General features: G+C 59.3%; 22 protein-coding genes, 1 tRNA gene and 1 pseudogene. 10 read left to right on the top strand and 14 right to left on the bottom strand.

All coding sequences use genetic code 11. The features are described 5' to 3' along the window. Nucleotides 1-27: 27 nt before the first annotated feature. Entirely contained in the window at nt 28-453 is a 426-nt protein-coding gene (locus M5B42_RS04355; RefSeq protein ID WP_177099882.1) for a hypothetical protein, read from the top strand. A gap of 46 nt (nt 454-499) precedes the next feature. Here M5B42_RS04355 and M5B42_RS04350 read toward each other — a convergent pair whose 3' ends face one another. Beyond that, nucleotides 500-808, bottom strand: a complete 309-nt coding sequence (locus M5B42_RS04350; protein WP_248745121.1) for an addiction module antidote protein — start codon at nt 806-808, stop codon at nt 500-502. Then, on the bottom strand, nt 805-1,128 hold the full coding sequence (locus M5B42_RS04345) for a type II toxin-antitoxin system RelE/ParE family toxin (RefSeq protein ID WP_152737981.1): 324 nt from the start codon (nt 1,126-1,128) through the stop codon (nt 805-807). The genes M5B42_RS04350 and M5B42_RS04345 overlap by 4 nt, the downstream gene beginning before the upstream one ends. A gap of 192 nt (nt 1,129-1,320) precedes the next feature. On the opposite strand from M5B42_RS04345, the pseudogene M5B42_RS04340 reads away from it, so the two are divergent. Beyond that, nucleotides 1,321-1,699 (top strand): annotated as a pseudogene (locus tag M5B42_RS04340) (type I restriction endonuclease); the annotation flags it as partial. A gap of 345 nt (nt 1,700-2,044) precedes the next feature. Beyond that, nucleotides 2,045-3,169: an HPP family protein gene (locus M5B42_RS04335; protein WP_248745120.1), complete on the top strand. Its 1,125-nt coding sequence runs from the start codon at nt 2,045-2,047 to the stop codon at nt 3,167-3,169. Here the strand turns inward: M5B42_RS04335 and M5B42_RS04330 are convergent, their stop codons facing one another. Next, on the bottom strand, nt 3,170-4,033 hold the full coding sequence (locus M5B42_RS04330) for a LysR family transcriptional regulator (RefSeq protein ID WP_152737990.1): 864 nt from the start codon (nt 4,031-4,033) through the stop codon (nt 3,170-3,172). A 185-nt stretch (nt 4,034-4,218) separates the two neighbouring features. Here M5B42_RS04330 and M5B42_RS04325 point away from each other — a divergent pair, with 185 nt between their 5' ends. Then, the gene (locus M5B42_RS04325; RefSeq protein WP_103496355.1) at nt 4,219-4,854 is read left to right on the top strand and encodes a hypothetical protein; all 636 of its coding nucleotides are present in this window, start codon (nt 4,219-4,221) and stop codon (nt 4,852-4,854) included. A gap of 36 nt (nt 4,855-4,890) precedes the next feature. Here the strand turns inward: M5B42_RS04325 and M5B42_RS04320 are convergent, their stop codons facing one another. Both M5B42_RS04320 and M5B42_RS04315 read right to left on the bottom strand, forming a co-directional pair. Continuing rightward, a complete protein-coding gene (locus M5B42_RS04320) occupies nt 4,891-5,436 on the bottom strand; it encodes a hypothetical protein (RefSeq protein ID WP_248745119.1) in 546 nt (181 codons plus the stop codon). Between the two features lie 136 nt (nt 5,437-5,572). Continuing rightward, complete coding sequence (locus M5B42_RS04315) at nt 5,573-5,908, bottom strand: hypothetical protein (RefSeq protein ID WP_248745118.1); 336 nt, start codon at nt 5,906-5,908, stop codon at nt 5,573-5,575. A gap of 456 nt (nt 5,909-6,364) precedes the next feature. Between M5B42_RS04315 and M5B42_RS04310 the strand changes: the two genes are divergently transcribed. Then, nucleotides 6,365-7,450 (top strand): type I restriction endonuclease, encoded by a 1,086-nt coding sequence (locus M5B42_RS04310; RefSeq protein WP_248745117.1) that lies wholly within the window; start codon nt 6,365-6,367, stop codon nt 7,448-7,450. An 80-nt stretch (nt 7,451-7,530) separates the two neighbouring features. Here M5B42_RS04310 and M5B42_RS04305 read toward each other — a convergent pair whose 3' ends face one another. The 6 genes from M5B42_RS04305 to M5B42_RS04280 all read right to left on the bottom strand — a co-directional run bounded on the left by M5B42_RS04305 (nt 7,531) and on the right by M5B42_RS04280 (nt 12,099). After that, nucleotides 7,531-7,836 (bottom strand): transcriptional regulator, encoded by a 306-nt coding sequence (locus tag M5B42_RS04305; protein ID WP_248745116.1) that lies wholly within the window; start codon nt 7,834-7,836, stop codon nt 7,531-7,533. Nucleotides 7,837-8,110: 274 nt separating this feature from the next. Then, nucleotides 8,111-8,184, bottom strand: a tRNA-Gly gene (locus tag M5B42_RS04300). 282 nt (nt 8,185-8,466) lie between these two features. Further along, nucleotides 8,467-9,354, bottom strand: coding sequence for an alpha/beta hydrolase (locus M5B42_RS04295; protein WP_248745115.1), 888 nt, complete (start codon nt 9,352-9,354; stop codon nt 8,467-8,469). Nucleotides 9,355-9,670: 316 nt separating this feature from the next. Then, nucleotides 9,671-10,363, bottom strand: a complete 693-nt coding sequence (locus M5B42_RS04290; RefSeq protein WP_103496358.1) for a pseudouridine synthase — start codon at nt 10,361-10,363, stop codon at nt 9,671-9,673. Nucleotides 10,364-10,397: 34 nt separating this feature from the next. Next, a complete protein-coding gene (locus M5B42_RS04285; protein ID WP_248745114.1) occupies nt 10,398-10,616 on the bottom strand; it encodes a cysteine-rich CWC family protein in 219 nt (72 codons plus the stop codon). After that, nucleotides 10,609-12,099: a sensor domain-containing diguanylate cyclase gene (locus M5B42_RS04280; protein WP_248745113.1), complete on the bottom strand. Its 1,491-nt coding sequence runs from the start codon at nt 12,097-12,099 to the stop codon at nt 10,609-10,611. The genes M5B42_RS04285 and M5B42_RS04280 overlap by 8 nt, the downstream gene beginning before the upstream one ends. 169 nt (nt 12,100-12,268) lie before the next feature. Between M5B42_RS04280 and M5B42_RS04275 the strand changes: the two genes are divergently transcribed. Next, complete coding sequence (locus tag M5B42_RS04275; RefSeq protein WP_248745112.1) at nt 12,269-13,111, top strand: cache domain-containing protein; 843 nt, start codon at nt 12,269-12,271, stop codon at nt 13,109-13,111. Between the two features lie 26 nt (nt 13,112-13,137). Here M5B42_RS04275 and M5B42_RS04270 read toward each other — a convergent pair whose 3' ends face one another. Both M5B42_RS04270 and M5B42_RS04265 read right to left on the bottom strand, forming a co-directional pair. Next, nucleotides 13,138-14,655, bottom strand: coding sequence for an MDR family MFS transporter (locus M5B42_RS04270; protein WP_248745111.1), 1,518 nt, complete (start codon nt 14,653-14,655; stop codon nt 13,138-13,140). A gap of 422 nt (nt 14,656-15,077) precedes the next feature. Next, complete coding sequence (locus M5B42_RS04265) at nt 15,078-15,983, bottom strand: LysR family transcriptional regulator (protein ID WP_152738031.1); 906 nt, start codon at nt 15,981-15,983, stop codon at nt 15,078-15,080. A 112-nt stretch (nt 15,984-16,095) separates the two neighbouring features. On the opposite strand from M5B42_RS04265, the gene M5B42_RS04260 reads away from it, so the two are divergent. Continuing rightward, entirely contained in the window at nt 16,096-16,980 is an 885-nt protein-coding gene (locus M5B42_RS04260; protein ID WP_248745110.1) for an MBL fold metallo-hydrolase, read from the top strand. A 107-nt stretch (nt 16,981-17,087) separates the two neighbouring features. Next, nucleotides 17,088-17,702 carry an NAD(P)-dependent oxidoreductase gene (locus tag M5B42_RS04255; protein ID WP_248745109.1) on the top strand — a complete coding sequence of 205 codons (615 nt, stop codon included), beginning with the start codon at nt 17,088-17,090 and terminating at the stop codon, nt 17,700-17,702. Nucleotides 17,703-17,943: 241 nt separating this feature from the next. Here the strand turns inward: M5B42_RS04255 and M5B42_RS04250 are convergent, their stop codons facing one another. Next, a complete protein-coding gene (locus tag M5B42_RS04250) occupies nt 17,944-18,828 on the bottom strand; it encodes a LysR substrate-binding domain-containing protein (RefSeq protein WP_177099908.1) in 885 nt (294 codons plus the stop codon). Nucleotides 18,829-18,970: 142 nt separating this feature from the next. Here M5B42_RS04250 and M5B42_RS04245 point away from each other — a divergent pair, with 142 nt between their 5' ends. Next, nucleotides 18,971-20,608: a 5-guanidino-2-oxopentanoate decarboxylase gene (locus M5B42_RS04245; protein ID WP_152738044.1), complete on the top strand. Its 1,638-nt coding sequence runs from the start codon at nt 18,971-18,973 to the stop codon at nt 20,606-20,608. Further along, nucleotides 20,608-22,056, top strand: coding sequence for an aldehyde dehydrogenase family protein (locus M5B42_RS04240; RefSeq protein WP_248745108.1), 1,449 nt, complete (start codon nt 20,608-20,610; stop codon nt 22,054-22,056). The genes M5B42_RS04245 and M5B42_RS04240 overlap by 1 nt, the downstream gene beginning before the upstream one ends. Nucleotides 22,057-22,099 lie beyond the last annotated feature (43 nt).

The following is a 22,099-nucleotide window of genomic DNA, read 5'->3' as shown; positions in this document are numbered from 1 at the left end:
AGACCTAAACCTGAATGAGCTTCTGCCATGGTTTCCATCAGTAGCGTTACCATCAATACCCCCACTGTCGTTCCCGCATCGTCTGCGCTCGGTACTGCGAATTCCGCCAATGCCGGTAAAGACGGCAAGACCGAAGCTGAAAGCTCGACAGGGGTCAAGGTCAATTTGTCCGGTGCCGGGGTCGATGCGTCCAAAGCCGCCCAGGCCCAGGCGGCGGCCTCGGAACCGCCGGGGATCAAGCAACTGCGCAAGCAGATCGAGCAGATTCAGAAGATGATCGCCCAGAAACAGGCCGAACTGCAGCGACTTCAGGCGAACAAGAGCATGAGTCCGGATCAGAAGGCAGCGCAGGTCAACGCCCTGAATACCGAGTTGTCGGCCCTGTTCGGGTCGTTGGCCACTCTGAACAGCTCGTTGATCTCGGCCTTGAAGAAGCAGGCTGACGGGAAGTAAAGGCTGATTCAGGCGGCGGGCGTGATCAGGAGAGGCTAGGCACTTTTCAGGCTGTCGCGATGGAGGCAAATGTCAGGCCGGTGGCATGCACAACCCGTTTCATTGTGCGCAGTGTCGGATTGCCTTTTGGCGAGAGTGAGCGATAGAGACTTTCCCGAGACAGGCCGGTTTTTTCGGCAATTTCCGCCATGCCGCCGCGTGCTTCGATTACATGGCGCAATGCGGTTAGAAAGCCGGCCTCACCGCCGTCTGCATCCAGTTCTTCGAAGGCAAGCCGCAGGTATTCGACGGCAAACGCAGGATCGTTGCGAATCATCTCGATCACACTTTGATCATGGCTACGCGATCTGTTCATGTTGCCCTCCGCTGGTAATCGAGCCAGCACTCGATAGCGTGTTCTATATCGGCTTGCTGTTGGCGCTTGTCGCCGCCGGACAGCAGCAGAACCAGTTGCCTTCCCGCTTTTGCGTAGTAGACCCGGTAGCCGGGGCCGTGGTCGATACGCAACTCCCATACCCCGTTTCCGACGGGTTTGCAGTCTCCGAAAGCCCCAGCGGCCATACGGTTGATGCGCAGGGTAATCCTTGCCTTTGCGGTTCTATCCTTCAGGCGATCCAGCCAATCCTGATAAAGGTCTCGGCCCGTGGCATTCAGATAATGGACAATGTCGTTCATTGGCTCTCAAAGTAGCTTTTAAGCTACTTTCGTGTCAAGAGAGGGAGCCGTAGATTCTCGTAATCAATGTTTGAGAGGTAGACGATATCTGTTTCGGGATTGTTCTACGGCGGGTTTTGTGTGGTCGGGCCCTAAGGGCAGTCACTTTGCCATCATTCCCGTCAATGGATCTGAACAGGTCAGAGGTCGTTCATGGAGTTCTTCGAAAAGCTCACCAGTCTCGCCGCCGAGGTCCGTCCTCAGGGGGCTGCCATTCAGACTGAAGAGGCCACCAAAAACGCTTTTGTCATGCCCTTTATCAACACCGTTCTTGGCTACGATGTTTTCGACCCGCATGAGGTAACGCCAGAGTTTGTCTGTGATGTGGGGACGAAGAAAGGCGAGAAGATTGATTACGAGATCATGAAAGACGGGGAGGTTCAGATTCGGATTGAATGCAAAAAAAATCGGCGAATCGCTCAATCTCAATCATGCCTCTCAGCTGTTTCGTTATTTTCATGTCACCAGTGTCCGGATTTCTATCCTGACCAACGGCCAGGTCTACAAATTTTTCACTGATCTCGATGCGCCGTTTCCGTTCCGGTATTGGCGGCGACGACTAAAGTTGTAAACCCCCCACCTACACGGCCAGGGGTAACGGAACGATTTGTTCTGATTACACCTGAGCGCCCGGTAGCCAGTCTGATCTTGTTTTCTGGAGGGGGGGCTAGGCCTGTACGCTCGAAAAGTGGTGGGAAAGATGAGGGATGGAGTTTCATATCAGAAAAAATGAATTAAAATAGCAATATTTTGCGTTTGTCAGCCACGTCCAGCGTTGCCAAAATATCGGCCTGACTCCAACGAATGCTCTTTTTCGTGCCTCCCCCGGTACACCGGCTCATTAATATTAATGAGCCTTTTTTATTCAGTGTGAAAAATGATCAAGTCTGCTTTGTCGGGTTTTTATCCGGTACCCTCGAATACCAAGCCCGGAGAATGGTTGCGCGCATCAGTGGGGGCGTGTGCAGGTGTTCTTGTGACAGCCCTGGTGTGCCAATACTTCTATGGGCTGGAGCTGACGCTTCATCTTGTAGGGCCCGTCGGCGCATCGGCTGTTTTATTGTTCGCTGTTTCTACGGGCGCGCTGGCTCAGCCCTGGTCTATCGTCGGCAGTTATTTTGTCGCTACGCTGGCTGCGCTGATAGCAGTGCCGCTACTCGGTCATTCATTTCTGAGTGCCAGTGTCGCCGCAGGATTGGCTATTGGCGGCATGTGCATGCTGCGTTGTCTGCACCCTCCCGGTGGGGCTGTGGCGCTCTGTGTGGTCTTGTCTCAAACCGATTTGGCACCCTTGGGGATTGAGGTTTTTTATCCCGTGATGCTGAATGCCGGGGTTCTCTTGGGGTGTGCGCTGGTATTCAACAATCTGACAGGGGTCCGTTACCCTAAAGCCCATATCAATCCATCGGCGGAGATCAATCACACCAGGGACATCCCGCCGTTCGAGAGGCTAGGTTTTAATAGTGATGACCTGGACGCAGCCCTGGCGGATATTGACGGATTTGTTGACGTTACGAGAGAGGATCTGGAAAGTATTATTCGATCCACTGAAAAGCACGCTTTAAGACGGAGCATGGGGGATATTCAAGCTTCCCATATCATGTCGAGGGACGTGCTGTCAGGGACGCCGGAAACCACTATTAAAGAGGCGGTGCGGATCCTGATGCACCACCACATCAAAACCTTGCCGGTGTTGAATGAAGAAAAACATATTGTCGGCATTATCAGCCTGACGGATATTATCAAGCACCCGGTAACCCGTCGGAGTCGCGGGTTGTCAGGCGTATTTGGGGGCAAGAAAAAAACCTTGTTGAAAGACATCATGCATGCCCCCGTGACCTGTGTGACGACAACGGCCCACATGGTTGAGCTGATACCGTTATTATCAAAGCAGGGTTTGCACTGTATTCCGGTCCTGCAAGATGACGTGTTTGTTGGGGTGATCACACAGACGGACTTGATCGCGGCCTTGCACCGCGATCTGATCGTGCACCTGCATTAGTCAGATCAGTGGGTCCCAGCGTTGAGACCAATCGCTATCCCGAGTGACAATGTCTTTCAATAGTTTTATGGCAAGCTGCAGTTCGGTTGATGATCGGCTACGGGAGTAGACCAGGAAGGTCGGGTAGCTGAATTCAGGCGCTGAGCTGACGCGCTCAAGAATGCCGCTTTCAATATAGGATTGCACGACGCGGGTCCTGAAGTAGCCGGCCCCGCCATTGTCGAGGATATATTGCAGGGCTACTGGCCCGAGGTTGAAGGAAAGCGCCGCCTTTGCCTTCTCCGGCAGGGCCGCATCATGGGATTGCCGAAAACCATCGCCCCAATCAATGTAGACATAAGGTTCAGGCTTGGCGATCAGGCGGACCAGTATCAATTTCTCTTCGAGAATCTGCTCGACCTGCAGGTCGGGCCAGTAGGCCGGTTGATAAACCAGGGCCGCATCTAAAAGGCCGAGCTCCAATTGCCGCAATAGCATTGAGCCGTCCCTGATCTCGGTTTTGATGGCATGGGTCGGTATTGATTTCTGGATCTCGCGCACCCAATCCAGAATAAGCGGATTACATAAACTGACTTCGCCACCGATATGCAATATTTTATGGAAACCTTCGGGCAGGGGTAAATCCCTGACTGCGGCCTCCCAGGTTTGCACCAACTGGTTGGCATAGACAACGAAGGCTTCCCCGTCCGCGGTCAGTTTGGCCCCCGCTTTATTGCGCACAAATAACTTGCTGTTGAGGCTGCTTTCCAGCTTTTGCACGCGGGCGGTGATCGCCGTCTGGGTGACATGCAATCGCTGCGCGGCGGCAATCAGGCTGCCGCATCTGACGATTTCCAGGAAGGTTTTAGCCAGCTCGATATCCATGCTTATGCGCCAAAATACGTTATAGGGCCACGCGGAGCGGGCCTTGTAAAGGCCAGGCCGGAGGCGTGTTTTCAATTTTTAGCCGGCTTTTTCGAGTATGGCCTTTTGTTATTATTGGCGACTCTCTAGAATCCGCTTCGCGCTCCTGCCATGGAGGCGCTATGCCATCAATTAGGGAAGTCGTCATGCAAATTGGAAAAATTCTGGGGTTGGCTCTGGTACTGGGATTGAGTGGGTGCGCCAGCTTTACCAAGGACGAAGTGGCTCCTGTGAAGATGCCGTCGATGTCCAGCTATTCGAACAAGCCGAATGTCTATGTGGATTTCAAATTCTACCAAGGTGTGCCAAAAAGCACTTCAGCCGTTGAAGTTCCGCAAGCACGCGATATGCTCAAGCCTGAACTGCAGAAAGTGCTGAACGATTCCGGGCTCTTTGGGCGGGTCACGCTGGATGAGTTCCAGAAGCAGCCTGGTGATTACAACCTGCACCTCAAGGTGTACAACCATCCGGCGGGTGGTGGCCAACTGGTCATGGGTTTTATCAGTGGCCTCAGCCTTATGATCATCCCGGCAATGGCCACTGACCAATACAGCATGAGTCTCGAAGCGATTGACCAACAAGGGGTGGCAATCAGCAATGGGAGCAATCATGACTCGATCAATACCTGGATGGGGATCTGGTTTGTGCCTTTGATGGGCAATACCCCAAAAGCGGCAATCAGTGACACCTTCAGCCGTCAGGTCAATGCGCTGCTCAAGCAAATGGTCGAGAGCAATAGCCTGAAATACTCGGCACTCAATTTCGGCGTACCACGCGCCTGATAAACCAAGGGCCGCAATAGCGGCCCTTTTTTTGCCTTACTTCAAGGCCTGAATGAACTGCGGATCGCTGTACAAGGCTTTCAGCAAATCACGCACCATCGGATTGTAGGCATTGGCGGCGTTCGGAATCGCAATGGCTCCGATAAAATTGCTGCTCCACTCGTGATTCACGTCCTTGGTCGCGTCATAGACCACCTCATTGCCTTTAAGCAAGGTAAAGCGAGCAGAGAGCTGGCCTGTACCGGTACTGGCTCCGGCCGTCAGCTCATTCTTGACCAGCAATACATTCAGGTGCCGCTCCGCTTGAGGGTCCAGCAAGCCGGCTTTGCGCAACTCTTCGTTGATCGCGTCCTGGATATGCAAGGGGATGCTGCCACTCGGCGAGCGGATTGGGTTAGCCCGGACCGTCAGTGAGTCCTGGCCGGGGGCCGCCTTCACCTGGGTATTGCTGATGGGTTGCAGCGGTGGGGTTTGCTTAAGCTGTTGGACGTTTTCGTAGCTCGGTTCGTAGCGGGTCATGGTCACGCCACAACCTTGCAGCAGCAGTGCGAACAATGGAACCAACAGAAGGGACTTCTTCACGGCATATCCTTGCGTGAGTGTAGGGAGGCCGGATTATCGTTTGATGGCCTATAGCTATCAACCATGTTTCAGCTTTGGGTGGAGAAAAGGAAGGAAAGGGGAGCTGAGCTCCCCTTTCGTGGCCTGCTTGTTCCCGTCAGTTCGCTGCTGCTGGCGGTTCTTCTTCCAACAGCGAATCCACCTGCCGTTGAGCCAGCTCAATCAGATGCACTACGCCCATCGCCACCTTGCGATGGGGGCCGGTGAGGTTGTCGGCGTTTTCGTAGGCCGTGGCGGCGGCGGAGTCCAGGATCGAACTGGCGTTGACCAGGGTTTCTTCGCGACGTTGAAAGGCATCACGTTTTGCGATGACGCTGGATCGTTTCGGTGGATTGTCTTGCGGCAGATAGTGGGACAAGGCGCGGTCGGCGGCTTTGGGGTCGATGGTTTCTATGTTGAGTGAACGCGGCGGGTTGGGTGTGACTTTGTACATGACAGTAACTCCTAACGCATCAATGGGAGCTACCAGCTTTCGCGACTAAACGAATGGAGTGGCAGCTGTACGCAGGTTAGTCGACCGGAGCGTTAGGAACCCGGCGCACCCGAGGGTGCCCTGCGCACAGCCACCATAAAACACAGGCGTAAAAAAACACCTGGTGGGAGGTGGCGCATGCGCCTAACGACTGCCTGGGCGACTAAACCCAGTCACTGATTTGGCAGTGACGAATCGAAGACTAGCCACCGGTATTGGCAGGCGCAAGCGGGTTGGATTTTCTAGGAAATTTCAGGCGATGGAAAGAGAGTTGTCCTGCTGGTTCGGCAAAATCACTTGGGAGGCTGTCTCCGTTTTGGGTGGCTGCCTTTCTTTATGCTGTTTTATGTCTACTCTCAAGAGCGGTCATTTTGCCATCATTCTCATCAATGGATCTGAACAGGTCAGAGGTCGTTCATGGACTTTTTCGAAAAGCTCGCCAGTCTCGCTGCCAAAGTGCGTCTTCAAAGCGCTGCTATTCAGACGGAAGAGGCGACCAAAAACGCCTTCGTCATGCCCTTTATCAATACTGTTCTAGGCTACGATGTTTTTGATCCGCAGGAGGTGACGCCAGAATTTGTCTGCGATGTGGGGACGAAGAAGGGTGAAAAGATTGATTACGCTATCATGAAGGATGGAGAGGTTCAGATTCTGATTGAGTGCAAAAAAATCGGCGAGTCACTCAATCTCAACCATGCCTCTCAATTGTTTCGCTATTTTCATGTCACCAGTGCCCGGATTTCCATCCTGACCAACGGCCAAGTCTATAAGTTTTTCACTGACCTCGATGCCCCTAACAAGATGGACGAGAAGCCTTTTCTGGAGCTCGACTTGCTGGACATTGACGAGTATTCGGTTCCAGAGTTGACCAAGTTGACGAAATCAGCTTTCGACGTGGACTCGATCATCAATGCCGCAGGAGAGTTGAAATATGTCAGTCAGATCAAGAAGGTTATCGCCTCTCAAGTCAGTAAACCCGATGACGATTTTGTCAAAGTCTTTGCAAGCAGAGTTTACGATGGCGTCATAACTCAGAAAGTACGCGAGCAGTTTTATGAGTTGACCAGAAAGGCGCTAGCGCAGTTTCTCAATGACCAGATCAATGATCGTCTCAAGTCCGCAATGAGCGGTGCGCTTCAACCGACGATCAGTTCGCTTCCGGTTGCTGCGGAGGGTGTAAGTAGTGCAGCAGATGATGTCGACTCAGAAGCTAAAATTCTGACGACACTGGAGGAACTGGAGGGGTATCACATTGTTCGTGCCATGGTGCGTTCTGTCGTTGATGCGAAACGCATCGTGCAGCGGGACACCCAGAGCTACTTCGGTATCCTGTTGGATGATAACAATCGTAAGCCGATTTGCCGCCTGCATTTTAATCGCTCACAGAAATACATCGGGATTTTTGACGAGGAAAAAAACGAGACGCGGCACCCAATCAACTCGGTGGACGATATTTATGAGTACTCGGATCGCCTGAAGAAAACGGTAGGCTATTACATGTGAAGGCATTGGCCTGCTGGTTCGGCATAATCATGGACTGACGGCGACGACAAGATTCGGGACAAACTCCAGAATCTTGCGCGTCATGCAACATCCGCGAGCAAGCACTCATAAGGAATTCGCAAGCCGTCATGCAAGCGCTTGATCATCGACAGGCTCAGCTTGCGTTTGCGATTCAATACCTCGGATACGCGCCCGCTCGATCCGAGGAAGGGCTCCAGATCACGAGGAGTCAGGCCCTGCTGATCCATGCGGAATTTAATCGCTTCAATCGGGTCGGAAGGTGGCATTGGATAATGCTCGTCTTCGTATTTTTCGATGAGCAGCGCAAGAATTTCCAGCTCATCCCCTTCAGGTGAGCCGATTTCTGCACCCCATAGCTGCTCCATACGAGCAAAGGCGGCGCTCAGGTCTTCTTGGTTGTGAATTACACGGTCTCCGCGTCTATCTGGTCGTACTGGGCAATCGTAGAGCCGGACAGGTAGAGGCTGATGACAGGCCGACCTGTCTGTGAATGAGGCGCTGAAAGGCGCCTTTGTCGTTTCTGGGGGAGGCGTTACTTTGGATGCTCAACCGCGATCCCGACCATAAAAAAACCGGCCACCAGGGCCGGTTTTCTTTTGTCTTCATCGCACTGTTCAGCAACGTCAGACTGGATTTGATTGGAGCGGGTAGAGGGAATCGAACCCTCAACTAAAGCTTGGGAAGCTTTCGTTTTGCCACTAAACTATACCCGCAGATCGAACGGCTGACTTTGTACCAGATGTGGCCGGGGATTTGAAGTTTTTCTTTGGAAATCTGTGTTTTAACGCGGGCGTCGGGTCGGCGGTAGTGCCGGGAAGGCCAATACCCTTCAGCAGGATCGAGCGTGGCTCCTGTCGGTGCTGGACTTGCCTGCGAGACTTCTGCTGGCCACTCGGGCCTCTTCGCTGGCAAGCCAGGCTCCTACAAGGGATTTGCGTTCATCGAGGGATTTGCTTTCGTTCGCCAGAACTGGGCAACCCCGCGATAGCCCACGTTCACATGGCCTGTGCATGGTGCTCCTGAACATGTCGGTAGTACCGCGATCGACTTTCCTGGTGCGTCGGCTTGAGGAACTCCAGCAACGCATGACGGCTGTCGCGGCAGGCGGACTTGTGTTCCATGTCGAGAAAGTGCCCGGTGCTGCGGATCGTGCTGAAGTGGCTGTGGCGCACATGCTGGCCAAACTGCAGCGCATCCTTGGGCGAGGTGTATTCGTCCCATTCGCCATTCATGAACAGCACCGGTACTTCGATTCGTTTCGCTGCCGTCAGGTAGCACAGCCGATCACTGTTGAGCACATGGCCGATATGGAAGTGCATCTGCTCGTATTCATGCTCGGCCAGGCTGCTGACATGCCGGTAGTTGTAGCGCTTGAACAGCGACGGCAAATGCTTGCCGATGGTGCTGTTGACCAGGTGGCCCATGCGGTCGCGGTCGCAGGCGCGGAGGTAGCCGACGCCCCGTTCCAGATAGTCGCGCATCGGTTCGCTGAGCACCGGCGAGAAGGAACTGATCACCGCCTTTTCGATCCGCCGTGGCTGATGCGCCAGGGCCACCAGGGTCGCCGCACTGCCCCAGGAAAAGGACATCACGTGCTCGGCGGCGAAGTGGTCGATCAACTCCAGGAGGATCTGCCCTTCGACTTCCTTGGTCAGCATTTTCTCGTGACGGTTGTGGGCCTTGGACTTGCCCGCGTAGGGCTGGTCGTAGCACACGACGTTATATTGCGGGTGCAGGTTCTTCACTGTCTGTGCAAACGACGCAGTGGTGGCCATCGAGCCGTTGACCAGGATGATGGTCTTTTCTGCGGCATCTGCGCGATAGAACTCCGTGTAAACCCGATACTGCCCCTGTATATCCAACACAGCAATTTCTGGCCTCATGTCAAAAGACTCCTGGCAAGCGGGTATGCGCGCAACGAACTGTGCACGAGCTATATGACAGGTAGGCATTCGCCTGGAATGTTGCAGGCCCATGTCGGTCCGTTGAAGCCTGGCCGACGGGTATTGTTATAGGCGGGCAATCTGCCGGAGAGCGAGAGCCGGTGGGCCTCGCAGCCGACAAAGAGTTTCTTGGAATAATCATGTGACTCGTCAGTCATATTTTGGCTGACGGTCTGATTCAAGCAGGCATGTGCCGATTGTGCAAGGAACGATTTGTCATAACTCGGTGACTTCTGCTCAGCGGTCGTCGTCGCGCTCAGATCCGGTCGATTTCTTCGCTGCGTAGCGGGCGGTATTGCCCCGGGGCCAGTTGTTCATCCAGCACCAGCGGCCCCATGGCTTCACGGTGCAGGCGCAGGACCTTGTTGTCGAAGTGGCCGAACATGCGCTTGACCTGGTGATAACGGCCTTCGACGATGCTCAACCGGGCGCTGCGCGGGCCGAGCAACTCCAGCGTGGCGGGCTGGGTGGTGAGGTCTTCGAAGGCGAAATACAGGCCACGGGCGAAACTTTCGGCGTACTCGGGGCCGATGATTTGCTCCGTCTCCACGTAGTAGACCTTGGGCAGTTTGGTCTGCGGCTGGGTCAGCCGGCGCGACCACTGGCCATCGTTGGTCAGGATCATCAGCCCGGTGGTGTTGAAGTCCAGGCGGCCGGCGATGTGCAACTCGGCGGCTTCGGGTTCGTCGATCAGGTCGAGGACGGTGCGGTGCTCCGGGTCGCGGGTGGCACTGACGCAGCCCTGGGGTTTGTGCAGCATGAAGTAGCGTGGCGGGCGGCCTGCCTGCAGCACGTCGTCGTCGACCTCGACCTGGCTGAACTCGCGAACTTCATGATGGGGATCGGCGACGATCAGGCCGTCGACCTTGATTCGTTTTTGCACCAGCAACAGGCGCACCTGCTGGCGGTTGAAGCGGGGCAGGTTGCTGAGGAAACGGTCAAGGCGCATGGCTGAAAACTTCGGGGTGGGCGAGCATTTTAGGTTATGGCGCAGGGGCTGGGGGCGCCTTCAGTTGCTCGTCCACTTGCGCGCAACGCGGACACAGGCAGGCGGCGTTGCGCACTTCGTCGGGCAAGGCTTCGAGTATCGCCGGGTCGATGCTGACGCTGTAGCACCAGCAGGGCCGGTCGGCTGTGCGCGGGTCGGCCAGGGTGCAGTCATTGCGTGCACCGCAGGCCGGGCAGAGGCCTGGGTCATTCATGGGCGGATTTCGACAGGTCGCTGCAGACGCGGTTGCGTCCGCTCTGTTTGGCCCGGTACAGCGCATGATCGGCCCGGGCCAGCAGGCTGTGCAGGGTGTCGTCAGGTTGCAGCGAGGTCAGGCCGATACTGACGGTTAGTTGCAGGTTTTGGCTGTTGTAGCTGTAGCGTTGTTGTTCGATATGCTGGCGAATTTTCTCGGCGATCAGTTGGGCATTGGCGCCGTCGGTGTCCTTGAGCAGGACAATGAATTCCTCGCCACCCCAGCGGCAAATGATTTCCGACTGACGCAGGCAGCCTTCCAGGTCCCGGGCAAATCCGCTCAGTACGGCATCGCCAGCAAGGTGGCCGTGGCTATCGTTGAGTTGCTTGAAGTGATCCAGATCCAGCAGCAGCGCGGTCAGCGGCTTGGGTTCGCGGTGAGCCTCGTGCAAAGCCTGGGCCGCCAGCAGGTCGAAGCCCCGGCGGTTGGGCAGGCCGGTGAGGCTATCGAGGGTCGCCAGGGCCTGGATCTTGCGCTGATAGCGATGGATCACGCGGTTGAGCAGGGCCAGCACGATCAGGGTCACCACCAGGCAGATCAGCAGGTTCAGGTACAGCGACTGGCGAATCCCGCTGAGGGCGCCGTCTTCACGCTTGTCGACGAACAGGTACCAATTCAGCTCCGGAATAAAGCGCACATTGAGGAAGTGCTCCTTGCCGTCCGGCTCCGTGTACTCGTAGCTGCCATCGTGGGGCTTGGGCAGCTTGGCCTGCAGGTTCTTCATGCTCGCCAGGTCGTTCAGCGACTGCCCGGCCGGGGCACCTTCGGGGCCGCCGTCGGCACCGGTCAGTACGAGGCGGCCGAAGGTGTCGACGAAGTACACGCTGCGCTGGTAGCGCTGCTGGTACTTGTCCATCAGCTTGACCACCGCGTCCACGGTCAGGCCGACACCCGCCGCGCCGATGAAGTGCTCGTCGTAGTCGAAGACCTTGTAATTGATGAAGAAGGTCAGGCGGTTATTGTTGGCGGTGTCCGGATCGACATTGATCTCGTAGGGCGCCTGCATGTCCCGCACGCGGAAATACCAGAGGTCGTTGGGGTCGTCGATGCGGATTTTCTTCAACACGCCCTTGGCCTGGTAGTAGGTCAGGTTGCTGGCGGATATGAAGAAGGCGGTGTAGGTGCCGTAGTGGGTCATGACCTCGTTGAGGTAGCGGGTCATCTGCTGCGGGTCGCGTTCGCCGGCCACCACCCAGTCACGCATGAAGGTGTCGCGGGCCATCATCGAGGAAATCAGCACCGGGCGGACCAGGTCCTTCTGGATTTCCGAGTAGACCGTGTCGGAGGTCAGGGGCAGTTCGGTGTTGACGATACCGTCGCGGATCGAGGCGCGCGAGGCATAGTAGCTGAGCAGGGAGGTGGCGAGGAAACCGCTGGCGAGCAGGGCGATCAGCGTCAGGATCAGCGAGCGTTGCGAGTAGAGTACTGAGCGAAGCGGCATGACGATTCCGTAGGCGGGTTCCCGATGGACGCATTCTAGTGGCACGGATAAAAAATGCCTGCACATTTTGCAGGGAGTTCGGGCGTCCCGACCACGGCTTGCTGAATGCTTCCGTATAGGCGGTGGCGGTCTACGCTCCTGTGCGACCAACACGAATGAGGGCTGCATCATGGGGTTTGCTTTAACACGGGCCTTGTCAGGCTGTTTGATGTTGCTGTGCCTGGGGTCGGCGCTGGCAGCGACCGCACCGGCGGATGAAGCGCCGGCGGCCAAGGCACTGTTGGAAAAGGCCGTGGCTTATTACCGCGACCAGGGCGACAAGGCATTCGCGGCGTTCAGTCGCCAGGGCGAGTTCGTCGATCAGGACCGCTATGTGTTTGTGGTCGACACCCGAGGGGTGATGCTGGCCAGCGGTGGGCCGTCTTCAGCGTTGATCGGGCGCGACGTATCCGAGGCCCTGGGCCTGGATTTGCGCAAGGCATTCAAGGACACGCTCAAGACCCCGGAAGGCAGCGGCATCCACGAGGCCGAGTATCGCTGGCAGAACTGGAATGATGGCAAGGTCGAGCGCAAGCGGGTGTTTTTCCAGCGGGTCGGTGAGCGCATCCTCGCGGTCGGTTATTACCTGCCCCGAGCCTCGCCGCAGCAGGCCGAAGCCTTGCTGGCCAGGGCTACGACCGATCTGGGCAAGGACAAGCAGGCCACGCTCGAGTCGATCAATGCACTGGGTTTCCTGGAGGACGACCTGTATGTCTTCGTGGTGGACCTGAAAACCCATCGTTACCTGGCCCACGGGACCAACCTGCGACTGGTGAACACCGACTTCAGCAAGATCAGGGACCCCGACGGCAAACCGGTGGGGGAGCCGATCCTGGCGCTGATGGCCAAGCAGGAGCGCGCAGAGTATGAGTATCGCTGGAAGAACCCGGTGACCGGAAAGATCGAAGACAAGCATGCCTACCTGAGGCGGGTCGGGCAGTACCTAGTGGCGGTCGGCTACTACAGCCCTTGACCGACCCCACCAGGGAATTCCTTCGACTAGCGGGCCTTGTCTTCGCGCCCGCGCAGAACTTTGTTCGGCATCGCCAGCGCCGCCGCCAGACCCAGCAGGGCGACGGCGGCGCTGATCAGCAGCAGGTGCCGGAAGGTCAACAGCAGCTCGGCGCGCAAGGCGTCGCGCGCCGGACCTTCGGCGCTGTTCAGGCCTTCGAGCAGGGCATTGCCCGAACTGCCTTCGGTGACCAGCGAAGCGCCGGCCAAATGGCTCAGGCTGGAGTCCTGCAACAGCGCCAGCAACAACGCCGACATCAGTGCCACGCCCATCGCGCCGCCGAGGGAGCGGAACAGGTTGGTGGTGCTGGTGGCGACGCCGATATCGTGCTGTGCCACGGAGTTCTGCGTACCCACCAGCGAGGTCGGGAATTGCAGGCCGCCGGCGATCCCGCTGAGCAGCATGAACAGGCTGCTGAGCAGCACCGCCTGGGGTGGGGTAAACGCCAGGCCGAGGATGCTCAGCGGCATCAATAGCGCACCGATCAGGATCAGCGGTTTGTAGTAGCCGGTCACCGAGGTCCGCCGTCCGGCAAAGTAGGCGCCCATGGGCAGCCCCATCGCCAGCGGCAGCAAGTGCAGGGCCGCGCTGTCGGCGCCGGCCCCGGTCACGCTCTGGAAGCGCAGGGGCATCAGTACGGTGAGGGAGATCGCCTGGAAGCTGGTGAAGAATATCGTGCACCAGCACAGCAGGGCGTTGCGGTTGAGGAACAGGTGCATCGGCAGCAAGGGCTCCACGGTGCGCCGTTCGTGCAGGACAAACAGCAGCAGGGCGATCAGCGCCGTGACCAGCAGGCCCAGGACCTGTCCGTCATTCCAGTGGTGGCCCTGGCCGATGAAGGTGATGCCCAGCAGCAGGGCGGTCAGGCCGATGATCATCAGCACGGTGCCGAGATAATCGATGATCGGCTTGCGTTGCGGTATCGGCAGGCCGACCAGGGTGCGGTGGGCCACCAGCCAGGCACCCAGGCCCAGCGGCAGGTTGATCAGGAACACCCAGCGCCACGACAGGTACTCGGTCATATAGCCGCCGAGGACCGGCCCGGCCACGCTGGCCACCGCGTACATGCTGCTGAAATAACCCTGGTAACGGCCGCGTTCGCGGGGCGGGATAATGTCGCCGATAATCGCCTGGCTGACCGAAATCATGCCGCCGGCACCGATGCCCTGGATGATCCGCGCCAGCACCAGTTGCTCCATGCTCTGGGCCATGCCGCAGAACAGCGAGGCGAGGGTGAACAGGCCCATGCCGAACAGCATCAGCCGGCGTCGACCGTAGAGATCGCCGAGCTTGCCGTAGATCGGCACGGCCACGGTCATGGCCACCATGTAGCCGGAAATCACCCAGGCCAGCAGGCCGACATCCTTGAATTGGGCGGAGATGGCGGGCATCGAGACAGCGACAATGGTCTGGTCCAGCGCACCGAGGAAAATCGCCAGCATCAAGGCGATCAGGATACTACGAATCGCCGGCTTCGTTTGGCCGGGCTGATTGAGATTGGTCACGGTAGAACCTGCAAGCAGTGGTTGACCCGCTCACCAGGCAAGTGCGCGGGGATGCTTGCCAGTGTACTCGATAGCCTGCTATTCGATAGCCTCGTAAGTACAACTGCCGAGATTATCTCAATGCACTCAGGCTGGCCGTATGGGGCACGCAGAAATCCAGGTGGCAGGTGGATAACCCCCGTGGCGTCTGTCGTATCTGTTCTACCCGCCAGGCCGCGGTGGCGTAGAGCGCTACAACGGCGGTGACAGCTAATACGGCGGCACACTTTCTTGTTTTTAGAATATTCATGCTCTTGACCTCTGACTCTGCCGAACTCAGTTCGCTAGAAGGCACTGATTCAAGCCTAGGTCAGTTGTCGGGAGTTGCCAGTCACACCTGGCGTATCGTCGGTGCGCTATTCAGCCGGTGGATCGGCCAGTCTTTATAATCCCTCGTCCCAGAGTGGCACTTCGGGAAAGCGCTGTACCAGGAAGTCGAGCATGCTGCGCAGTGTCGCCGGCATGTGTTTGCGTGAGGCGTACACCGCATAGATATTCATCAGTATCGGTTCGGCCTGGGGCAGCAGGCGCACCAATTCGCCTCGTTTGATATAGGCCCCGGCCTGGTAGGTCGGCAGCATCGAGATACCGGCCCCGGCGATCACCGCTTGCATCAGGGTGCTGGCCTCGTTGGCGCTGATATTGCCCTGCACCGGCACTGAAACCTGTTCTCCGTCCTGCTTGAAATGCCAGAGGCTTTTGCCGAAGTAGGAGTGGGTCAGGCAGTTGTGTCGGCTCAGGTCTTCCACCCGCTGCGGCGCCGGATGTTCGCGCAGATAGGCCGGGGAAGCGCAGATCACCGAGCGACAGACGGTCAGTCGGCGGGCGATCAGGTTCGGGTCCAGCTCGGTGCTGGTGCGGATCGCCAGGTCGATGCGTTCATCCACCAGGTTCACCGTGCGGTCGAGCATCTGCAGGTCGACGCTGACGCCCGGATGGTGCTTGACGTACTCGGCCATGGCATCGGCCAGTTGCGCCAGGCCGAATGAGGTACTGACGCTGATCCGCAACAGCCCGCGCGGCGCCTCGTCCGGTACGCTGACGGCGGCTTGCAGGTCTGCCGACAATTCCAGCATCTGGCGGCAGCGCGGCAGGGTTTCGTTGCCGGCGGCGGTCAGGCTCAGCTTGCGGGTGGTACGGTGCATCAGCCGGGCGCCGACCCAGTCCTCCAGCTCCGCGAGGTAGCGCGATACCACCGGGCGCGACAGGTCCAGATGGTCGGCCGCCGCCGACTGGCTGCCCAGGTCGACCACCGTGACGAAGACCCGCATTGCCGTAAGACGATCCATGATTTGACCACTTTCAGAAACAAACTATGTTCCAGCATCGCATTTTTTGTATCGGTTCGGGCAACTAAGCTCTGTTCATCGCCATCACGGCCAACAGATCTCGGAGTTGCACATGATCGGATTGTCTTTGTTTCGTCGCCTCTTGCTCGCCAGCGCCACCCTGGGTTTTGTCGCCCACGCGGCGGCAGCCCAGCCGGCCTTGACCCTGGATGTCTACAATCCTGGGACCTCGGCGATTTTCCCGGTGAGTTCGGTGCTGGTCAGCGGTGAGAAGGAGGCAATCCTGGTGGATGCCCAGTTCGGCAAATCCCAGGCCGAACAACTGGTGGAAAAAATCCGCGCCAGCGGCAAGCAACTGACCACCATCTACATCAGCCATGGCGACCCGGACTACTACTTCGGCCTGGATACCCTTACCCAGGCGTTCCCCCAGGCCAAGGTGCTGGCATCGGCGCCGACCGTGGCGCATATCAAGGCCACCGTCGACGGCAAGCTGGCGTTCTGGGGACCGAAAATGGGCGCCGATGTGCCGGCGCACACGGTGCTGCCCCAGGTGCTCAAGGGCGATAGCCTGACGCTGGAAGGGCGTGAGCTGAAGGTGGTCGGTTTGAACAGTCAGCAACCGGATCGCACCTTTGTCTGGATTCCGTCGATCAAGGCGGTCGTGGGCGGTGTGGTGGTGGCGGAAAACATCCATGTGTGGATGGCCGACACCCAGACCGCGAAGTCCCATCGGGCCTGGTTGGCAACGCTGCAACACATCCAGGCGCTGAAACCCAAGACCCTGGTGCCCGGTCATTTCCTTGGCGACAGCTCGCGTTCCCTTGCGGCGGTGCAATTTACCGCGGACTACATCAAGGCCTTCGACGAAGAGACCGCCAAGGCCAAGGATTCCGCTGAACTGATTGCGGCGATGAAGAAGCGTTATCCGGGCCTCGGCGAGGAGTCCTCCCTGGAGCTCAGCGCCAAGGTCGCCAAGGGCGAGATGAAGTGGTGAGTTCGCTCACCTGTTGATTGGACGTATCTGTAGATCAGCCTTCCTGCTCCCTGGGCGGGAAGGCCCCCTCGACGCACAGCGTCATTCGATTGGAACTGGAGAGTGTCATGAGCAAGATTGCAATCATTGGTGCCACCGGCCGTGCCGGTAGCCAGTTGCTGGAAGAAGCCCTGCGTCGCGGCCACAGCGTGACCGCCATTGCCCGTAACCCGGCGAAGATCGCCGAGCGTGCCGGTGTGGTGAAAAAGGCGGTCGATGCGCTGGATGCCGCGGCGCTGGAAGCGGCGGTTGCCGGTCACGATGTGGTGATCAGCGCCGCGCATTTCGCCACCCTGCCGGCCGCAGCGGTGATCGGTCCGGTGAAGAAGGCCGGGGTCAAGCGCCTGCTGGTGGTCGGCGGTGCCGGTTCGCTGCTGTTGCCAGGTGGCGGTCGGGTGATCGACAGCCCGGGCTTTCCGGCGGAGTACAAGGCTGAGGCCAGTGCGGGGGCGGAGTTCCTTGAGACCTTGCGTCAGGAAAAGGAACTTGATTGGAGCTTCCTGTCGCCGTCGGCGGAGTTTGTCGAAGGCGAGCGTACCGGGCACTTCCGCCTGGGCAAGGATGACCTGCTGGTGAGTGCCGAAGGTCGCAGCTGGATTACTTTCTCCGACTACGCCATCGCCCTGCTGGATGAAGTCGAGAAGCCTGCGCACTCGCGTCAGCGGTTTGCTGTCGGCTACTGAGTGCGTTAGCGACACCTTTGGACGCCAGCTTGCCGGCGATGAACGATAAAGCGGTCTGTCTGAGACACCGCAGCGTCTGCATCGCCGGCAAGCCGGCTCCTACAGGATCCCTGTCGTGCCATAGATAAGTGGTCGAGCACAAAACTTGTGGGAGCGGAGCTTGCCCGCGAAGCTTTTAGCGGTCTCGAAGAGCCCCATCGCCAGCAAGCCGGCCTCTACAGGTTTTGTGGTGTTCTTGCGATCAACCCCGCTCCGCCGCCTGCGCCACCAGCCACTCCATCAACTCCCGCAACTCTGGCGCCGTCCCGGCCCGTTCCGGGTAGACCAGGTAATACGCCTGCCCGGTGCGCACCCGCAGATCGAACGGCATCACCAACCTTCCGGCACTCAGGTCCTCGCCGATCAACGCCCAATCGCCAATTGCCACGCCAGTGCCCTGGGACGCCACGCTCATCGCCAGGTCCAGGGTGTCGAAATGCTGTCCCTTGCCAATATTGCTGACCCGCGCGCCGGCTACCTTGAGCCAGGCTTCCCAGTCCCGCTGGTCGCGGGTGGGATGCAGGAGCATATGCTGCTCGAGGTCGGCGAAGCTGTTCAGCGGCACCGGACCTTCCAGCAGTTGCGGTGAGCAAACCGGCGTCAGTTGCTCGTCGAACAGATGGTGAGACGCCACCGAGGGCCCCGGCGCCGGGCCATAGACCACGGCGGCATCGAATTCTTCCCGGCGGAAATCCACCGCGTGCTGCACCGTGGTGGTCAGCTCCACGGGCACGTCCGGGCGCTCCTTCTGCCATTGCAACAGGCGTGGCAGCAGCCAGCGCATCATGCAGGTCGGGGCCTTGAGTTGCAGGGCCTCGCGCCGGGCGCCGACCTGATCCACCGCTTCGTCGATCAGGTTGAACACCTGCTGGATCCGCGGAAACAACTCGCGGCCCTGGGCCGTCAGGCTCAGGCCACGGGCCTGGCGCTGGAACAGCGCATAACCCAGGTGGCTCTCCAACCCGGCGATCTGCCGGCTCACCGCCCCCTGGGTAATGTGCAGCAGCTCGGCCGCGCGGGTGAAGTTGCAGCACTGGGCGGTGACCAGGAAGGTATGCAGGGCGGGCAGCGGTGGCGGACGTTTCATGGCGGGGCAGCTCAGGCATGACGACAGGACATGCCTAGTATGACTATTTTTGCCTTGTGCCCGCCATCGGCCAAACGCTCCAATAACCCTATCGCTGTGCTCATCGGCAGCATGGCTTATACGAACAAGAAGGGCGGGACAGATGGCGACGTGCGGCGAAGTATTGGTCAAGTTACTGGAAGGCTACGGGGTCGAGCAGGTGTTCGGCATTCCCGGCGTGCATACCGTGGAGCTCTATCGCGGGCTGGCATCATCGAGCATCGAGCATGTCACGCCGCGCCATGAACAGGGCGCCGGCTTTATGGCCGACGGCTATGCCCGCACCAGCGGCAAGCCGGGAGTGTGCTTTATCATCACCGGCCCCGGCATGACCAATATCACCACGGCGATGGGCCAGGCCTATGCCGACTCGATCCCGATGCTGGTGATCTCCAGCGTCCAGTCCCGCAGTCAACTGGGCGGTGGGCGCGGCAAGCTGCACGAGTTGCCGAACCAGGGCACGCTGGTGGCGGGTGTCGCGGCGTTCTCCCATACGCTGATGTCGGCGGCTGAACTGCCGGCGGTGCTGGCACGGGCTTTTGCGCTGTTCCAGGCCGGGCGGCCGCGTCCGGTGCATATCGAGATTCCCCTCGATGTACTGGTGGAAAATGCCGATGCCTTGCTCGATAGCCAGCCGGTGCAGATTACCCGTGCCGGCGCCGCCCCCGCGGCGATCGCGCAAATGGCCGAACTGCTGGCCAAGGCCCGCCATCCGCTGATCCTCGCCGGTGGCGGTGCCATCGATGCGGCCGCCGCGCTGACCCGGTTGGCGGAGCGGCTGGAGGCTCCGGTGGCCCTGACCATCAATGCCAAGGGCATGTTGCCGTCGCGCCATCCGTTGCTGATCGGTTCGACCCAATCCATGGTCGCCACCCGTGCCCTGGTGGCGGATGCCGACGTGGTCCTGGCCATCGGCACGGAGCTGGCGGAAACCGACTACGACATCACCTTTGCCGGTGGTTTCGAGATTCCCGGCACCTTGCTGCGGGTCGATATCGACCCGGATCAGACCGTGCGCAACTATCCGCCCAAGGTCGCGCTGGTGTCCGATTCGCGGACCGCCGCCGAGGCGTTGCTCGCCGCCGTCGAAGGCCAGGCGCTGGCGGCACGCCAAGGCGATTGGGGAGCGCAACGCGCCGCCGCCTTGCGCGCCGAACTGGATGCGCTTTGGGACGCTCCGACCCGTGCCCAGACGCAATTCCTCAACACCGTTCTCGAGGTGTTGCCGGAGGCGGTGCTGGTGGGTGACTCGACCCAACCGGTCTACACCGGCAACCTGACCCTGAACCCGGAGCACCCACGGCGCTGGTTCAACTCGTCCACCGGCTACGGCACCCTCGGTTATGCCTTGCCGGCGGCCATCGGTGCCTGGTTGGGCGGCGCCAGCGAACGCAGCCAGCGGCCTCCTGTGGTCTGCCTGATCGGCGATGGCGGCTTGCAGTTCACCCTGTCGGAACTGGCCAGTGCGGTGGAAGCGCGGACCCCGATCATCGTGCTGCTGTGGAACAACCAGGGCTACGAAGAGATCAAGAAATACATGGTCAATCGCGCTATCACCCCGGTTGGCGTGGATATCTATACCCCGGACTTTATCGGTGTGGCCCGGGCCCTGGGTTGCGTGGCCGAGGCCGTTTCCGGTGTTGAGACCTTGCGTAGCGCCCTGGAGGCCGCCGCGGATCGCCAGGGACCGACCCTGATCGAAATCGACCAGCACCTGTGGATGGAAGGGGAGGCCTGGTGATGAAAGCGCAAATGAATCAGGACGGCCTCTATATCGACGGCCAATGGCGTTCCGGCAGCGAACAGCTGCGGGTGATCAATCCGGCGACTGAGGCTCTGCTCGGCAGCGTTTCCGGTGGCAATGGGCAGGCGGTGGATCAGGCGGTGAGCGCGGCGAACCGGGCTTTTGCCGGTTGGTCGGCGACCACCGGGGCACAGCGTGGCGCTGTACTGCGCAGGATTGCCGAGGGCGTGCGCGAGCGCCGCGAAACCCTGATGCACCTGCAATCGAGCAACAACGGCAAACCGCTGTTCGAGGCGGGCATCGATGTCGATGATGTGATTGCCACCTTCGAATATTACGCGGGCCTGGCCGAGGCCCTCGACGGGCAGCAGGACAAAACGGTCGAGCTGCCCAGCGACGCCTTCGCCGCCCATGTCCGCCGCGAGCCGTGCGGGGTGGTGGGGCTGATCGTGCCGTGGAATTTCCCGATGGTCACCACCGCCTGGAAGCTGGCTCCGGCCCTGGCCGCCGGTTGCTGCGTGGTGCTCAAACCGTCGGAAGTCACGCCGCTGCCGGAGCTGGAACTGGCGTCGATCATTGCTGAGAGCGGCTTGCCAGCCGGGGTCTTCAACCTGGTCTGCGGCACCGGCCTGGCCGTCGGCGCGCCATTGGCGGCCGACCCTCGGGTGGCGAAGATTTCCTTCACCGGCAGCAATGCGGTGGGAGTCCAGGTGATGCAGCGGGCAGCGGAAACCGTGAAGGGCGTCAGCCTGGAACTGGGGGGCAAATCGGCGCTGCTGGTGATGGCCGATGCCGACCTCGATCTGGCGGTGGAGCTCGCCAGTGGCGGCGGTTTCTTCAATGCCGGGCAGATGTGCTCGGCCACCAGCCGGGTGCTGGTGGCGGAGGAGATCGCCGATGAATTCCTGCTGCGCCTCACTGCGCGGGCCGAGGCCATTTGTGTGGCGGACCCGTTCGACCCCGAGGTGGAAATGGGCGCGCTGGTCAACCAGGCGCAATACCAGCGTGTGCTCGCTCATATCGACCGTGGCCTGAGTGTCGGTGCCCGACTGGTCTGTGGCGGCGGACGTCCGCCGGAGCTCGCGCGCGGTTATTTTTTGCGACCGACCATCTTCACCGAAGTGCCCCTGGACAGTGCGTTATGGCGTGAAGAAATTTTCGGCCCGGTGCTCTGTGTGCGCAGTTTTACCAGCGAGGCCGAGGCATTGGCGCTGGCCAACGACAGCGAGTTCGGCCTGGTGGCCAGCGTGGTCAGCCGCAATGCCCAGACCGCGCAACGTATCGCCAATGCCTTGCAGGCCGGGCTGGTATGGATCAATGCGCCGCAGGTGATCTTCCCGCAAACCGCCTGGGGTGGCTACAAGCAGAGCAGCCTGGGCCGTGAGCTGGGGCCTTGGGGCTTGCAGGCCTTCCAGGAAATCAAACATGTGATTCGCGCCCTGTAAAACAGGGCAGTGCATGCCTCGAAATGAGGCATGCGCCGAGTGC

Source organism: Pseudomonas sp. MWU12-2037 (assembly GCF_023242345.1).
GTDB lineage: Bacteria > Pseudomonadota > Gammaproteobacteria > Pseudomonadales > Pseudomonadaceae > Aquipseudomonas > Aquipseudomonas gingeri_D.
The sequence above is the reverse complement of the archived record's forward strand: the minus strand, read 5'-3'. Positions and strand labels throughout refer to the sequence as shown.

Excerpts from the sequence above, each read along its gene's own strand:
- M5B42_RS04355 (WP_177099882.1), top strand. The coding sequence starts at position 28 with ATGGTTTCCATCAGTAGCGTTACCATCAATACCCCCACTGTCGTTCCC.
- M5B42_RS04350 (WP_248745121.1), bottom strand. The coding sequence starts at position 808 with ATGAACAGATCGCGTAGCCATGATCAAAGTGTGATCGAGATGATTCGC.
- M5B42_RS04345 (WP_152737981.1), bottom strand. The coding sequence starts at position 1,128 with ATGAACGACATTGTCCATTATCTGAATGCCACGGGCCGAGACCTTTAT.
- M5B42_RS04335 (WP_248745120.1), top strand. The coding sequence starts at position 2,045 with ATGATCAAGTCTGCTTTGTCGGGTTTTTATCCGGTACCCTCGAATACC.
- M5B42_RS04330 (WP_152737990.1), bottom strand. The coding sequence starts at position 4,033 with ATGGATATCGAGCTGGCTAAAACCTTCCTGGAAATCGTCAGATGCGGC.
- M5B42_RS04325 (WP_103496355.1), top strand. The coding sequence starts at position 4,219 with ATGCAAATTGGAAAAATTCTGGGGTTGGCTCTGGTACTGGGATTGAGT.
- M5B42_RS04315 (WP_248745118.1), bottom strand. The coding sequence starts at position 5,908 with ATGTACAAAGTCACACCCAACCCGCCGCGTTCACTCAACATAGAAACC.
- M5B42_RS04310 (WP_248745117.1), top strand. The coding sequence starts at position 6,365 with ATGGACTTTTTCGAAAAGCTCGCCAGTCTCGCTGCCAAAGTGCGTCTT.
- M5B42_RS04305 (WP_248745116.1), bottom strand. The coding sequence starts at position 7,836 with ATGGAGCAGCTATGGGGTGCAGAAATCGGCTCACCTGAAGGGGATGAG.
- M5B42_RS04295 (WP_248745115.1), bottom strand. The coding sequence starts at position 9,354 with ATGAGGCCAGAAATTGCTGTGTTGGATATACAGGGGCAGTATCGGGTT.
- M5B42_RS04290 (WP_103496358.1), bottom strand. The coding sequence starts at position 10,363 with ATGCGCCTTGACCGTTTCCTCAGCAACCTGCCCCGCTTCAACCGCCAG.
- M5B42_RS04285 (WP_248745114.1), bottom strand. The coding sequence starts at position 10,616 with ATGAATGACCCAGGCCTCTGCCCGGCCTGCGGTGCACGCAATGACTGC.
- M5B42_RS04280 (WP_248745113.1), bottom strand. The coding sequence starts at position 12,099 with ATGCCGCTTCGCTCAGTACTCTACTCGCAACGCTCGCTGATCCTGACG.
- M5B42_RS04275 (WP_248745112.1), top strand. The coding sequence starts at position 12,269 with ATGGGGTTTGCTTTAACACGGGCCTTGTCAGGCTGTTTGATGTTGCTG.
- M5B42_RS04265 (WP_152738031.1), bottom strand. The coding sequence starts at position 15,983 with ATGGATCGTCTTACGGCAATGCGGGTCTTCGTCACGGTGGTCGACCTG.
- M5B42_RS04260 (WP_248745110.1), top strand. The coding sequence starts at position 16,096 with ATGATCGGATTGTCTTTGTTTCGTCGCCTCTTGCTCGCCAGCGCCACC.
- M5B42_RS04255 (WP_248745109.1), top strand. The coding sequence starts at position 17,088 with ATGAGCAAGATTGCAATCATTGGTGCCACCGGCCGTGCCGGTAGCCAG.
- M5B42_RS04250 (WP_177099908.1), bottom strand. The coding sequence starts at position 18,828 with ATGAAACGTCCGCCACCGCTGCCCGCCCTGCATACCTTCCTGGTCACC.
- M5B42_RS04245 (WP_152738044.1), top strand. The coding sequence starts at position 18,971 with ATGGCGACGTGCGGCGAAGTATTGGTCAAGTTACTGGAAGGCTACGGG.
- M5B42_RS04240 (WP_248745108.1), top strand. The coding sequence starts at position 20,608 with ATGAAAGCGCAAATGAATCAGGACGGCCTCTATATCGACGGCCAATGG.